20 protein-coding genes are annotated in these 13,568 nt (G+C 43.6%); 3 read left to right on the forward strand and 17 right to left on the reverse strand.

The window, feature by feature from the left end; genetic code table 11:
- Positions 1-243: hypothetical protein (locus tag MJX74_RS18845; RefSeq protein WP_240224552.1), on the forward strand; the 243-nt coding region annotated here is incomplete at its 5' end.
- A gap of 1,301 nt (positions 244-1,544) precedes the next feature.
- Here the strand turns inward: MJX74_RS18845 and MJX74_RS18850 are convergent.
- The 7 genes from MJX74_RS18850 to MJX74_RS18880 form a co-directional block, all read right to left on the reverse strand.
- A complete protein-coding gene (locus MJX74_RS18850) occupies positions 1,545-1,901 on the reverse strand; it encodes a hypothetical protein (RefSeq protein WP_240224553.1) in 357 nt (118 codons plus the stop codon).
- A gap of 690 nt (positions 1,902-2,591) precedes the next feature.
- Entirely contained in the window at positions 2,592-2,951 is a 360-nt protein-coding gene (locus MJX74_RS18855) for a hypothetical protein (RefSeq protein WP_240224554.1), read from the reverse strand.
- Between the two features lie 368 nt (positions 2,952-3,319).
- Positions 3,320-3,883: a hypothetical protein gene (locus MJX74_RS18860; RefSeq protein WP_240224555.1), complete on the reverse strand. Its 564-nt coding sequence runs from the start codon at positions 3,881-3,883 to the stop codon at positions 3,320-3,322.
- 293 nt (positions 3,884-4,176) lie between these two features.
- Complete coding sequence (locus MJX74_RS18865; RefSeq protein WP_240224556.1) at positions 4,177-4,404, reverse strand: hypothetical protein; 228 nt, start codon at positions 4,402-4,404, stop codon at positions 4,177-4,179.
- Between the two features lie 190 nt (positions 4,405-4,594).
- Positions 4,595-4,870 carry a hypothetical protein gene (locus MJX74_RS18870; protein ID WP_240224557.1) on the reverse strand — a complete coding sequence of 92 codons (276 nt, stop codon included), beginning with the start codon at positions 4,868-4,870 and terminating at the stop codon, positions 4,595-4,597.
- 495 nt (positions 4,871-5,365) lie between these two features.
- The gene (locus MJX74_RS18875) at positions 5,366-5,521 is read right to left on the reverse strand and encodes a hypothetical protein (RefSeq protein ID WP_240224558.1); all 156 of its coding nucleotides are present in this window, start codon (positions 5,519-5,521) and stop codon (positions 5,366-5,368) included.
- Positions 5,521-5,946, reverse strand: coding sequence for a hypothetical protein (locus MJX74_RS18880; RefSeq protein WP_240224559.1), 426 nt, complete (start codon positions 5,944-5,946; stop codon positions 5,521-5,523). Before MJX74_RS18880 ends, MJX74_RS18875 begins: the two co-directional genes overlap by 1 nt.
- A 373-nt stretch (positions 5,947-6,319) precedes the next feature.
- Here MJX74_RS18880 and MJX74_RS18885 point away from each other — a divergent pair, with 373 nt between their 5' ends.
- Complete coding sequence (locus MJX74_RS18885) at positions 6,320-6,907, forward strand: SOS response-associated peptidase (protein WP_240224560.1); 588 nt, start codon at positions 6,320-6,322, stop codon at positions 6,905-6,907.
- A 651-nt stretch (positions 6,908-7,558) separates the two neighbouring features.
- On the opposite strand, the gene MJX74_RS18890 is transcribed toward MJX74_RS18885, so the two are convergent.
- The 9 genes from MJX74_RS18890 to MJX74_RS18930 form a co-directional block, all read right to left on the reverse strand.
- A complete protein-coding gene (locus MJX74_RS18890) occupies positions 7,559-7,864 on the reverse strand; it encodes an RING finger protein (RefSeq protein WP_240224561.1) in 306 nt (101 codons plus the stop codon).
- Between the two features lie 385 nt (positions 7,865-8,249).
- Positions 8,250-8,867 carry a hypothetical protein gene (locus MJX74_RS18895; protein WP_240224562.1) on the reverse strand — a complete coding sequence of 206 codons (618 nt, stop codon included), beginning with the start codon at positions 8,865-8,867 and terminating at the stop codon, positions 8,250-8,252.
- A gap of 147 nt (positions 8,868-9,014) precedes the next feature.
- Complete coding sequence (locus MJX74_RS18900; protein ID WP_240224563.1) at positions 9,015-9,431, reverse strand: hypothetical protein; 417 nt, start codon at positions 9,429-9,431, stop codon at positions 9,015-9,017.
- A 9-nt stretch (positions 9,432-9,440) separates the two neighbouring features.
- A complete protein-coding gene (locus tag MJX74_RS18905) occupies positions 9,441-9,788 on the reverse strand; it encodes a DUF6283 family protein (protein WP_240224564.1) in 348 nt (115 codons plus the stop codon).
- Between the two features lie 12 nt (positions 9,789-9,800).
- On the reverse strand, positions 9,801-10,280 hold the full coding sequence (locus tag MJX74_RS18910) for a hypothetical protein (RefSeq protein ID WP_240224565.1): 480 nt from the start codon (positions 10,278-10,280) through the stop codon (positions 9,801-9,803).
- 9 nt (positions 10,281-10,289) lie between these two features.
- On the reverse strand, positions 10,290-10,514 hold the full coding sequence (locus MJX74_RS18915) for a hypothetical protein (RefSeq protein ID WP_240224566.1): 225 nt from the start codon (positions 10,512-10,514) through the stop codon (positions 10,290-10,292).
- Between the two features lie 10 nt (positions 10,515-10,524).
- Complete coding sequence (locus MJX74_RS18920) at positions 10,525-10,806, reverse strand: hypothetical protein (RefSeq protein ID WP_240224567.1); 282 nt, start codon at positions 10,804-10,806, stop codon at positions 10,525-10,527.
- Between the two features lie 65 nt (positions 10,807-10,871).
- Positions 10,872-11,069 carry a hypothetical protein gene (locus MJX74_RS18925; protein ID WP_240224568.1) on the reverse strand — a complete coding sequence of 66 codons (198 nt, stop codon included), beginning with the start codon at positions 11,067-11,069 and terminating at the stop codon, positions 10,872-10,874.
- A gap of 382 nt (positions 11,070-11,451) precedes the next feature.
- Positions 11,452-11,721, reverse strand: coding sequence for a hypothetical protein (locus MJX74_RS18930; RefSeq protein ID WP_240224569.1), 270 nt, complete (start codon positions 11,719-11,721; stop codon positions 11,452-11,454).
- A gap of 376 nt (positions 11,722-12,097) precedes the next feature.
- Between MJX74_RS18930 and MJX74_RS18935 the strand changes: the two genes are divergently transcribed.
- On the forward strand, positions 12,098-12,775 hold the full coding sequence (locus MJX74_RS18935; protein WP_240224570.1) for a ribonuclease HI family protein: 678 nt from the start codon (positions 12,098-12,100) through the stop codon (positions 12,773-12,775).
- On the opposite strand, the gene MJX74_RS18940 is transcribed toward MJX74_RS18935, so the two are convergent.
- Complete coding sequence (locus MJX74_RS18940; protein ID WP_240224571.1) at positions 12,741-13,556, reverse strand: DNA/RNA non-specific endonuclease; 816 nt, start codon at positions 13,554-13,556, stop codon at positions 12,741-12,743. The two genes, MJX74_RS18935 and MJX74_RS18940, sit on opposite strands and share 35 nt — an antisense overlap.
- Positions 13,557-13,568 lie beyond the last annotated feature (12 nt).

Genomic DNA, 13,568 nt, shown 5'->3' on the forward strand with positions numbered 1-13,568 from the left:
CAGGTTACAGCTGGAACGGTTCATCCTGCGCCAAACCTGAAAGCCAATCAGCAACACCTATATGCCAGGCAGGTTACAGCTGGAACGGTTCATCCTGCGCCAAACCTGAAAGCCAATCAGCAACACCTATATGCCAGGCAGGCTATAGTTGGAATGGCTCAACTTGTACTTCGCTTCAAAGCAAACCAGCCAGTCAGCAATGTCCTGCTGGAGGTACACTTTTTGGCGAAACCTGCTTTATGAAAATCGATGTCGGCCCAATTATATGTCCTGCTGGTACTGTCTATATGGCAAATCCATTGGCCCCATTTGATGGAAAAAGGTGCTACATCGATGGTCAAACATACTTGGGCAGCAAGCCGTTTGCGAATACTTGCCCAGCTGGACTGACAGGTAACCCAGGTTCTGGATGGGACCCTGTCACTGACAGTGGTGACCGTTTTTATTGTTCTGGCCAGCAACCTCAACAAAACATATGTGAAACAGGATGGAGTTTATCTGGTAGCACCTGCAATCGCACGTTGACAGCATCTCCGAGCAGTTATAGTTGTCCCAATGGTTGGTCCGTATCCGGTAGCATGTGTAACCGCACGTTGACAGCCTCCCCGAGCAGTTATAGCTGTCCCAATGGTTGGTCCGTATCCGGAAGCACCTGTAATCGCACGTTGACAGCTTCACCGAGTAGTTATAGCTGTCCCACTGGCTGGTCTGTATCCGGCAACATGTGTAACCGCACCCTTACAGCTTCCCCAAGCAGTTATAGCTGTCCTAATGGCTGGTCTGTAACTGGAAGTGTGTGTAATCGCACACTGACAGCTTCCCCAAGCAGTTATAGCTGTCCTAATGGCTGGTCTGTGACTGGAAGTGTGTGTAATCGCACACTGACAGCGTCCCCGAGTAGTTATAGCTGCCCAAATGGCTGGAGCGTAGCCGGGAGCACTTGTAACCGCACACTTACTCAAACTGAAAGCAGAACTTGCTTCGCAAATTACAATGTGTTGAATACATCAACCTGTCATTCCATTGCTGCATCAAATAATATTGGGAATTGCACAACAGGGTTTTCAGTTAGTGGGACTATATGTACGAGAACTCTATCTCAGGGAGTTAATTACTTTTGTGATGCGACTTGGTCTATAAAAGATGTTAGTAATTGCGACCGTACTTTAACTCAAACGGCCGCCATTAATTGCCCTGCAAATTTTACCTCATCCGGTTCCACTTGTTACGAAACCCAAACAAATCCGGGGGTGAAAACCTGCCCTGATCCATATGTGCGGGTAGATAATGGTGCCCTGTGCCGAAGTGAAGTTAGGATCCCTTTTTTATAAATCGGATAACCCAATTTTTAGGTACTAAAGATAATAAACCCCGGCCGTAACCGGGGTTTTTGTTTGGACGGTATCTTCGGCCGATGAAAATATACGAGTGCATTTCATAGTGATGAGTGTGGTTGCCGACGTCATTCTGCTTGCTGTTTTTGTCTTCTTGTAAGCAATTTGACCTGTAATTGGTTTCTCATATTCCTCTAACTGAAACTACCTTTATAGAATCCAAACATCGGCAGATTCATAGGTAACTTGCTGTTTTGTCGTGGCCAGCATAACAACCGCTGAGCTGTAGCCACCAACCTCAAGATTAACAGCCAGGCAAGCAGCTCTTGCAGCCTCAACATAACTTGGAAAAACAACAACTTCATTACCGTCGAGCTCAACAGCACAGGGGCCGGTATAGTCTGCAGGCACATCGCTATAAGCTGCGCTAAGTGATTGCTCACCCCCAACCGGCCACTGCGTTAAAACCACCCTTTCCATGATATTCCGTACCCTATTAAGATTTATTACCCTGTTCTTACCCATAACGCTTTTGGCAAGTCGGCCGATGGGCCCATCTTTTTTCACGTAGTCACAATCACCACAGAAAATGCAATCAGACTTCGTGTTTTCAAACAGCCCCCCTGAACAACGTGGGCACAGTTCGCCTGTGGCTTGCCAAAATAGAACTAAAGCAAAACGGCTTGTGAGCCAGCGGTCTCGCTTAAAGTATTCATGTAAATTCCAAAATAGCTGTAAAGCACAACGCCGACTGAGCGCTGAACATAACTGTTTTATTACAAAATAATTCTAAAATACTCTGAGGCCTCCCACTGCCAAGTTAAGCTTACATGCTAACCAAATAGACCATTTAACACTAAATGGTGTTAAATGAATCTCGATATAACACTAAACAGTGTTATATCGGTTCTGTTTCAGGGAAATATCAAGCTGTCCAATAGAGGACTCTCAGGCGTCTGCTTTTAGAATTATTTTGTCGCTGTTTAGATCTATTTTGTCCGTTATAGAACTGTTTTGTCAGCTCACATCGCCGGCCAGGAGTTGGTTTGAGTTCAATGCTTCGTTGGATTTAACCTGAATCGGTTTATCTTTCTCCAGACTAATGACACGCCTAACAGCGCCATTGGTTGTTTTGCGCTAAGGTGTACAGACCCAATGCGCAGGCACTAATTGCCATTTATAAATGGTTGAATAACGCTCATCATCAGCTCTAATGATGTCACCATTTTCAATGGGGTTTAATGATGTGTCCTAAATTTACTTGTCGGCCATTTCTGATTTCAGATCAACTTGAAATCCCAGACTTTCAGCATCCTTTTTAATGCAGTCAGCAAATATCCCTCGCACATAACTCCCTTCGTAACCTGTTAAAGACGACAAGCATTGCCGCTCCCATGAACCTGAACGCCTCACCCCATCAGCAAGTGAGTCAGCTACTTGAGCAAGTAAATCGCGTACCCCCACACCAAAGTCGTCTTTATCTTTTCGGGCCATTTCGACAAGGCGCTTTTGATATTCCTCATCGGACAAACTTTCTCTAGCTAACCCAACAACAAGTATTTCAAGCCAGGCAAAAGTTTGCTCGTGCAGCTCCAGAGTTATTTTCTTCGTTGCCATGATAAATCCTTTGTTCAGATATCGCCTTGATCGTAAAAGTTGTCATCAAAGAAGTCGTCGAAATTGTCAGTTGCATAGATCATCTGTTAATTCCTTTTCAGGTTTACGCATCCTATTTACTTTTAATTGGCCACTGCCCCTGCATAGTAACCGACCAAGCAACTGGAACAAGGTCACGTATAATGGGCCACCACATAAGCGATGCACCTGCCAAGCCGAAAGGTACAAGCAATGTTGAACTGGACATAACGCCCACTAAGAGAGTAATTAAGCCTAGTACTGTGCCCAATACATAAAGTATTGCCGCAATGGGGGTTGTATAGCTTAATAATCGTCTCGTGGTGACCATTTGCTATTTCCTATTAATATTACAGTATTTTTGAAAGACCCTTGGGTTGCGTCCAACGTTGCATGTGAGGGTAAGGACTGGTTCCACGCATGGCCGCAAACGCCCTGCCTCTGACACACATTCCTGCATGATGAAGACCGTTTACACCCGAATATGCGTCAAGCTGAAGTGAAAGCAGGATTTCATCACCTGTACCATCGTAACTGGCACTGTCAATTATCTTATTAGGGGGTAAACCCAGGTGAACTCCTGCAGCATAAGCCCACGCGGTTGCTTCAGTGTCCGAGCACTGGATAATAGCTCGGAATAATGGACTATCAGGCTCTATGAATTCGCGTTCTATTGAGTCAAGCATAAACTTCAACCCTGCCATGAGTCCTTTACTCATATAGGAACGATACTCAAGAGGCGTAATCGCCAGGTGGCCGGCTTCGTGAAGTAAGTCAGCTATGGACGCTATCTCTAAATCGTAAAGAAGCCGGCCTTCTTCGATTAACACACCAGGAATAAACCCAGCAGCACCTTTGTGCTCTTTGGTTTCAATTCCTATTGAGTTAATAAACTCAATAACCTTAGTCTTCAATGCGTATTACCTGTGCCGGCTAAATGTTGATAACGACTATCTTAACTTAGTTCTTGCTCCCGGCAATAAATTGGACAGCAGTATATAGGGGTTTCTGTTGAAATTAATTGACTAGGTCAATCCACCATAATTGCATTAAAGATGAACCTGAGCGGCCCGGCGCAGTTTGTAAATCAACACTAGGCCTAAACCACCACTCTGAAACCATATAGTTTCGGGGTGCGTTCATTTTCATTCCAAGCTTTGCTGCTTCTTAGCAAATTTTTAGGGAGATCCAAATGAAGTATACATTTTTACAATTCGCTTTGATCACCATATTTTACAGCTTTTATCTCAGAGCAAAGCTCATGAGCTTGATCTTGGCTATCAGCAATGCAGAGAATTACATACTGAGATGGTCTATCATTTATGAAGGCCTGCAAATTTCGTTTTAACGTTGTTTCTAAGGTGTCTACGTGAAATTGTTGTTGAATTTCACTCCACTCAACAACCCATTTCCCCTGAAGAATTTTGCTACTCATACTGTTGCATCCTCAATTAATAATTGGCTAAATGACTACACCTGCAGGCAGGCGCAGCGGGTAAATATTCTCTTTTTATTGCATTCGGCTCTGTAACTCTTCACTGAGTAACCTGAACTGATCTTCAATTATTTTTGCCTGTTCTTTCATCAACTAATTGAACAAGGTGTTCGATGGGTTAGCTGCACCCTCAAGCGCCTACTGGCTTGTCTGATTGCTTAGCTTTGTCGATAGAACAAGCTACCCAGCACTTAGCGCCATCGTATTCATTTCCACCCTCTGCTACAAAAACATGGCCATCAAGATCAACAGCAAAAGCACCTGGTTGTTCGTGAGCCGGATCACGCAAGCGGTCTTTCCAGCCATATGCCTCGCCTTGCCATATCAGTACAACGCCGCCGATATAATCCTGATTATCATTTCGCCACTTCTGTGCTGTTGCAACTAGTAATTCTGTGAGTGTCATGATCTGCTATTTCCTCTTATACGCTCTTAGCCACTCTTCATAGGTCTGTATTGGTAACAAATACAAACCTGCTTAAATTTATACCGCTGACAATCAAGGCGAATAACCCAATATACAGCCCTACAGTAAGCTCGCCATAATGGTTTAAAAACCAAAACAGCAGGGAGCATAAAGCCAAAAGGAAGGACAATATAAAACCTGTTTTTATACTCATAGATTTTCCCTCTACCCAAAAAATTGACTTACAGATCCATTCAGTCGGCAGCTGAACGCTGTATGCGGTTAAGCCGTGTCTTTTCTACTGCGGCAAGCGGTTTTGCTGCCATTCTACCCTGTTCCTTATTCTAGAATTGATAGTGGCCAAGCTAAAGTTTTTAAAACACTATCAGATTTTCAAATTACTGATACAAGATCGTTTGCCCAATTGACTCTCCGCATTGATAAACACCTACTGGTTTATCGCCTATGCTTATATTGCTGTAATCTGGAAGACTACTAATCAGATCTGTGGGAATCGGCCAGAGCCTGCTCCGGTGATACGCCCTGGTTGAAATAGCCTTGCCAGTCGTCCCAACTTTCCCACCCATCAACATTTTCAAACATTGATTTAACTAATAAACTGAGCTGAGTAAGCCAAATTTGATATTTCATCAGTTTTTTCCTGTATTGATATCCATGTATTCCAAAATTGGATTTTCTGCATTGAGACTCCAATCTTTATCATCTGCATTTACTCGCCAACAAACAGTTCCATTTTTATGCTGGACATTAACCCTGCTCGAACAAGGCTGGCTACCTTTATTTTTTTTCCAACCTGTTGGTGTGTCACCTCTCCCGCTAATTTCTGCAAGGTGGCGCTTATAGGTAGAGCTAACCCATAGGTAACCGCCACCCAGAAATGCAATAGCAAGTAAAATGGCAAAAATAACACAAAAGGCTGTTACTAGGACCTCGGGATAATTTATTACAAGTAATACTATTAGTATTAACAATAAGGGGAATGTCAATTTTAAAAGGATGGAAATACCTGTTCTCCTTAAAGCCAGATTTCGTATTTGATTTGGTGATTTATCCACTCATTACTCCTATCAGCCTTGAGGCCGTTAATTACGCGTTTACCAGATCACACAGCGCTTTAAATGTATGCGGGCTATGCTATGCAACCGGAGTTTATTGCAATTAGCATTTCAGGAAACAAATTAAACACGCGTAATTCTAATGCTTAACGAGTTTAAAGCAGCCCCCACGAATTGTCTCAATTCGCCAGAAGGCGATACAAACAGGCCAATAGTGATCTGCGCCAGATATAATTCTTTCAGGTATGCGATACCGGCCAGCAGCACAGGTAGTATATTACGGTGCTGAATTTGGCCAGTTCGCCCACCGTGGCGGGTAACCAGCTCACATTGCTAGTGCTGCCTAGAAAGCCTAAACTGAAAAGAACTTATTATGAGAACAGTAAATCCAATGTGCGGCAGGTTGAATTTCACAGTTAATCCTCAGCTAATGGCTCTTTACGAGCAGCTTGGGGTAAAACCAAAGATCAACTCAAATCCTGACCTAAGACCAACCCAGTCAATGTTGGCCATATCGGCGCAAGGCGGTTTAACAGGGCGCTGGGGCATTAAGCCAAGCTGGTCAAAAAAGCTATTAATCAATGCCCAGTCCGAAAAACTGGCGATAAGTAATCTTTGGAAACCTGCATTTAAACAACACCGCTGCTTAGTGCCTGTCAGCGGATGGTATGAGTGGCGAAAAGACGATACCGGGCCAACAATAAAGTTTAGTTTCACCGCGCCTGATAAGGCTCCAATGCTGATGGCCGGCCTTTACTGGCCGCTAGGCGTGTACAGCGACGATGCAACGGTTGTCACACTGACTACAACGCCCAACAATTACTGCAGCTGGTACCACAATCGAATGCCTGTAATCATCCCCGTTGATAGAGCCAGTTTATGGTTGAAAGGAGAGACTGAAAGGTTGGCGCCACTACTGCACGCACTGCCAGATGATGGTGTCATTGCATCAGAATGCTAACTTCTGAAGAAATGATCAGTACCAACACTTTTGAACGAAAATCGGATATGACGATTTTCAAATGGTTGCACCACAAGATTAGTTAATGATTGTGTATGCAAGATAGCCCGGGGCCACGGTTTGCCGGCGGGGTGAGCTTCTGGTAGGCAATCGCCAGGAGTTACTGCTGTTTTAGCTAAATAACCAGTTCTGGGCAGTTGTGTGGGTCACAGTTTGCCCTGCTTTAGCTGGATACAACGTGATATTACTGATACACCATGACATTACTGTAACCGCCGACATTCAAATTGATCACGCTCCCAGCGGCGGCCGCAGCGTCAACAAATGTCGGAAATACAGGCTGTTTAGCGCCGCCTAAATCCTTCACACATGGGCCCACATACTCCGGAGGCACTTCGCTGTACGCCTCCGATTACGCAAATCCATTGCCCGGCCATCCACTTATAATTCTTCAGTTCATCGGTACTGTAGCCTACTGTTGTTTCCATTTTAAAAAAAATAATTTATCGTTCCCCTCCGAACAACAAATATCTACTAATCAACTACAAATAAATAGGTAGGAACAGCTAAAGCAACTCCTACAACACCACCAACAAAAATACCTAATAGAAATTTTTTTACTTCAGACATTTGACCATTACTCCTTTCTGTTCAGTTGTGATAATTGACATGGATAGAACCGGTATTAATCTCAATATTAAAGTTGTTATCAGGATAAATTGATTCTTTCCGAGCCAACTCCGTAACAATTTGCTCATACCTGGCAGAATTTACTAGATTGTGAATTGTATCGGTATTTATTTGCACCACAACTTCTTCCGCTGTCTGTTTTAGTGCATCTAGGCATATGGGACAGGCCATACCAATATAGTGATTCACGTTTGGGGTTGGAGCTGCAAACAAAAATGCGCTTAACACTACTGAAATTAAACCGCAATAACTCTTTAGCTTTGCCAATACCAATTTTCCTCTATTGTGAAATCGCGCCGGAACTTCTGCCCGATCGATGCTGTAATCCGGTTTTCCCTACTTTGCCAAACGTTTCGTTGAAAAGCTTCCAGCAGACCTCTGGGAAGCTGAGTAATCGCAGCCTTTGTAGGGGCATTCATAGACTTCATTCTCAGTTGGAATACCATAAGCATTATGCTCTGTCAGTTCAAATTTTCTATGGCAATTGGGGCAAGTAATTTGTAGGATTTTATCATTCATAATTTTTTCCACTAACGGTTAATGTACTGTTTAATTAATTTACGATGTAGAAAATTGCCAAGCCGAAAGTGGCCTCAATGAATCCGAGCAATAAGTAAACTAACCCATTGATATCAATTTCCATCGGTTACTCCTAATCTACTGAAGCCGTGTTCGGGTTATAAACCATTGTCTGTGTATAAACCCTGCTAATGAGATTTGATTCAGTGGATTGAGAACCTTCAATTTGCCAACCGCGCTGCAGGATAGTACTGATAGCGTCCTGCAATGACTGTTTGGAATGGTAGCTAAGGAGTAGGGCCTTTCTATCTAAAGGTCGATATGATACTGAGAAATTGTTTGAATGCGTAAACTCACAGAATCCGGCTCGCGTGTAGATGTATTCAGACAAAACAGTTTTTAGGAAGTTGAACTTATGTTTTTTAGGCAGGCCAATAACTATTTGTTTATTTTCAGAAATAGCTTTTTCAATGTCTTCCTTGAACGACGCAGGTAATCCTTTTATAACTACCGTTGTAGGAATGGGACCACCAAGGTCTGCCTTTACAGTGATTGGATACGTTCTAAAAGTATGAATGCGGATAGCGTACGCTAAAGGTGCAGCCGCAAGGATATAGATGAGGGTGGCCGGGTAGAAATAGCTAAGTAAGCATATTGCTGCAATTAGTGCTAATACAGCCGGCACCGGAATACCTGCAATAGTCATTTTGAAATCTAAGTCGTATGGTGTTGTTTCAATTACTCGGTTCATCGTTGTATTACCCTGTATATCGATGTAGGTTATTGACTATAATATCTCAGCTTTTGTTGCCGGCTGTAAATTAGCCCAGGTTAAATTGGCCGCACTGTGTAACTCTATGAATGCTTGGCAGGGCCATGATGCGCTGTATTCTCTATCTTAGTAGCACGAAGTACTGCTATGCCTTTTGCCGGCGCTATCAACTATGGTGCCAGCAATCATGCTTATTCCGTTTACCTTTGCTGTGGCTTTCAGAACCGGAGTGCAAAACATCTTGGCCCACGCTTGTGTAACTTTTAAGTTATGCTCGTAAGCAAGCTTATCGCCTTCTGGTACTGGAATAGTCAGCATGTCACGAATATCCGTTTCGAATGTCACAAGGTACGATTTTGGATTTGCTGAAGTCCGTTCGACGGACTTTAACTTCAAATAGCCTGCCGTCGTTATTGCATTCAATGTTGAAGCCCTACTACGTATCAGCTCTGCGGTGTCATCTTTACTTACTTTCGCCACACTTTCAGATCCGCAACCGGTTAATGCCGCCAAGAACGCGGTCGCGCACAACAATTTGTTCATAGCTTTTTCCTATTTGGGTAATGTACTTTCAAACCGCTCATGCTGTTCGCCAACGACTTGCAGCTTTCCAAGATTTTCGCAGTTGCGCATATGCAGCCTCAAGCCGATATTATTGCCAGCACCCAACTGGTTATGCAGCCAACCGACACAGTGAGCTTGCTCTGTTTCGTGGCAGGCCATAATCCGTAATTCAGACCCCAAGGTCGAGTAAACATCATTTGGATCAGCAATTGTGGACGCAAGAGCCATGTGCTGTTCAACAGAATATCCATTGGGAATATCATGCGGATTAACGCCTTTTCTCCACGGGCATTTTGCACACTGCTTTACTCGCTTAAGCCTTACTGCTGCTGACATTTCTGCGGATTCCTATTCCGGCTCATTCCAATCAGGAAGCATTTGGACAGTGAATTTTGCCCCTTTCGCTTTAGTGATTGCATTCTTCACCAGTTTCAAAATAACTTTATCTGGCATATTTTCATACAAGGTTAACTCTCCCTCACCAGCAGCGTATTTAGCATAGCTATCTTCAATTTCTTTGATGCTTACGGTTTCTTTTGCTATCTGAGAGTTAGGGTCAAGATAGTCGAATGCGGTACTTTCATTTTTTTTCCGTTGATTAGGGCTTGAAAACCTCAACGAAAGTTGATTAAGTTCTTCCAAAAAAGTTTGCTCTTCTTCGCGCGAAACACTCACCGGTTTTTCTTGAACGGACCAAACGACTGAGCCGTTAGTAATCTCATAACCAACCCTAACTCCATCAGGCAAACTAGCTAACAGAGCCGACAACTTATCTTCAAAAATTGACTTAGGCTCGCCAGACTTCATAAATAAATGGGTGTTCTGCATAACTATATCCTATGCCGCTTTTGCTTTTGCAGCGATTAGGCCAGTTGCTTTGCAGTGCTGGCACTCTCCATCTACATTACGTTGCTGGCCGTTCAGCATCTCCTCTTTTACGATAGCCAGCCCTTTCTCTGGCCAAGCATCCATCAGCCGACCTTGTTCAGTAGTCAACTCAACCATTACGCCGCTACACAGCTGGTCATTCGGGTCAATCTCAAACGCCAGTTTGTCGCTCATGTCGGAATTCCTATATTTCAGAATCAGACTTTTTGGTCTGCATTAGCTTTTCAACCTGAGCTTCTTCCAAGCCAACAGTCATACATTTTGTGGCATCGACACCAGGGTATTCCGAAATAATCTTTGCTAGTAGCATGGCTACGTACTTGGGTCTGTCTTTCACCGGTGGAGCGTGTTCGCCAACCAATCCGTCCATTTCTTTAAGGAAAAACCGCTTGCTCATTTCTTCACAACTCTGTGAACATGCTGCCCCACTAAAAAAAAGCATCACTGCTAGAATTACTAACTTCATCGGTGTATCCTCTATCAATAAAATTTACTTGCAGAAGCTTCAGGCAGCCAGGAGCAGCGGGTAAATCAACTTTCGGAATCAGACTTTTCAATAACCAGCAGAGATTCAGTGTTCTTTATTTTCGCTGCTAGCTCGTCCAGAAAACTGCGGCAGCACTCGTCCTCCTCCCACCATTCTGCAGCCATTGAGCTGACCTTTTTGTGCATTGCCTGAAGGCTACGCCGGTGGGCTGCAGCACGTTGATTATTAGTTAGTTCAGTCACGTTTGTTCCTGTACCTGTTCACTGTTGATATTGCTCAGATTAACGTACTTTGCTTTCCTGGCAACAAATCAAGCATGCCTATTTTAAGTGCTTAACTTTTTTAAATTTAGGAATCTGAGAAATTTCGCCATGGCGCCTGACAGCATTAAGTAGCATTGCTGTACATATAGAAGCGATCTACCATCCGTAAAAGCGCAACTCCTCTGAAAAGTTCGCATTTCGTCCTGCTTAATTTTATCTAGCTACAACATACGACAAAAAGCCCCGAATAGCGGGGCTATTGTGCTTGTAAATAGGAAACTCATATGACTTGTTACAGAGAAGTGGCCTGCATTTGAGTTATCTTGATATTGATGCAGCCGGTAAGGTATTCCTTAATTGATTAACTGGAGACAAAAGGCTCCGGTAAAGTGCAAGTCTGTATATCAGGCCTGGCACTTGAGATTTTCTTAGAAGCCCACTGAATTGACCCATTATTGCCTTTTACTTTAATGTATCTGCTTGAAAACTCAGCTTCTTCACTGTTAAAAACGCCATTAACCAGTACGTTTATAATGGCCCGAAGGTCAGTTTCGGTATGGTAGTCAATCTGCCAAGTAGCAGTTGGCAGGCCGGTACCAGAGAGGCCCAGTTCAAATTCATGATATTGCATAGTTTTTCACTTCCTTCGTTCATGGTTATACATACAACTCTTTGGATTTCCAGAATAGCATCCGGATAGTCGGCTAACTGCGCCTCTTAAATTAAATGTTCATTGCCGTAGTTGAAAACAAGATCTCATTAACTTAGAGCTCGGAACTCAACATGCCGTTTGCTACTGTGTCTCAAAACACCAAAATCGGTTTAATACCATAACGCCACAAGTCATTCAACGCTGAAATGGCTTTTGCTTGAGTACTCATTTGTAAAGTCTGGGGAGCCACTTTTCTGATGTATCAATTGTTATAACGGACTACTAACTGATTTGTAGCGTGAAATCATACTTATGAGAAAGTCCTTTATGAACAAATTTAATTGGCAGAACCGTTATGCAATACTCAGGTCATTTTGATGGCAGTGCATTAAGCAATCCTGGGCCCATTGGCTTGGGAGCAGTCATTTTTGCTGACGGCGCTGAAATTAATAGTGCTTCAGTTCCGCGCAAACCAGGCACAAACAATGAGGCAGAGTATCAAGCCCTTATTCTGTTGCTAAAACGAGCCCTAAAAGCCGGCATTCGTGAGATTGCCTGCTTTGGTGACAGTAAATTGGTTGTTGAACAGGTTAATGGGCGATGGGCAATCAATAAGCCAGAACTAAAAGCTTACTACACGACCGTTACCAATCTAATTCGCCAGTTCAATCATGTCAGTATAGAGTGGGTAAAACGCGAGAAGAACGCTCGCGCCGATGAGCTATCACGCATGGCACATAAAGTCTCTGAGCCTGTGTTTGTAGAAAACTCCCCTCGCCCAGCATGTACTAATGAAACTCAAAGGGGCACCAGTGTTTCTGCGAATGAAACTGGCATGGCTATTCGAATGCTGTCAAGAAATTCCATTCTTATCGTTGAAGGCTCCTCAAACTGCATTCTAACTATTCATCCTACAAATCCATACTGCAGTTGCCCGAAATTTCTCGTGGCCAAAGCTTGCCGGCATATCGATGCTTTCACGGCATGCAGAGGTAGTCTTAGCCCACATCGGTTGTTATCCCTCGACACATAAGCTTGCTCCCCTTTACCTCGGTTGAGAAAAACTCACGCCCTGCCTGAGCCACCCCGGCTTCTATTAACAGCTCTATTGTGTGTAAACTTATTGGCAAAGCCTCCTTTAACGTTTTTATTGAGACATCATAGCTTCCCACATACAGCTCAGTTTCTGTTGCGGCATCTACGTTTGGCATTATCCAGGCCTTATAAACCATGCTGTCTTGCCAGTAGATCACCTTCCACCAGTAATCTGCAGTTGTTTGACCAAAGATATGAGCAAGATGATCGCGTTCGGTTGTTGATGGGTCATCAAGTACGCCGGCCAACACAATTAATGGCTCAACATCACGCTGGCATTCAACAATCATCTCAGTTGCATACCAAGCGCCGCCCCTACGATTAAACTTAGCAGCCTGCGGTGCCAGATTGCTGAATTGATTAGCTATTTTGGAGTCTGCGGCAGAAGAGTCGAAATGGTTAGACATAGCAAGGTGGCCAACATCAATCTCCTCTTCAATCCCTTGAGCTTTTAACGCTGCCTGGTAAGTTCTGAAATTGTGGTTTGTGATGGGGTGACATTGGGGATTCATTTTTTTCAGCGACCGGTCATTAACATAGCTTGAATGGCGTTTTGCGTTGCCTGAATCCCGAGATAGCTCATATATAACAGCTGCCGGAGATCTAATGCTGCAATCAATCACACTAAGATAAATTTGATTATCAACAATCACAAATGGCTCACATTGAGCCGTAACTAAATTTGAAGCTGCAAGCAAGCCAATCCAAAATTCTCGCATACCAATTTATTC

This window comes from Rheinheimera hassiensis, assembly GCF_022436675.1.
Taxonomy (GTDB): domain Bacteria; phylum Pseudomonadota; class Gammaproteobacteria; order Enterobacterales; family Alteromonadaceae; genus Alishewanella; species Alishewanella hassiensis.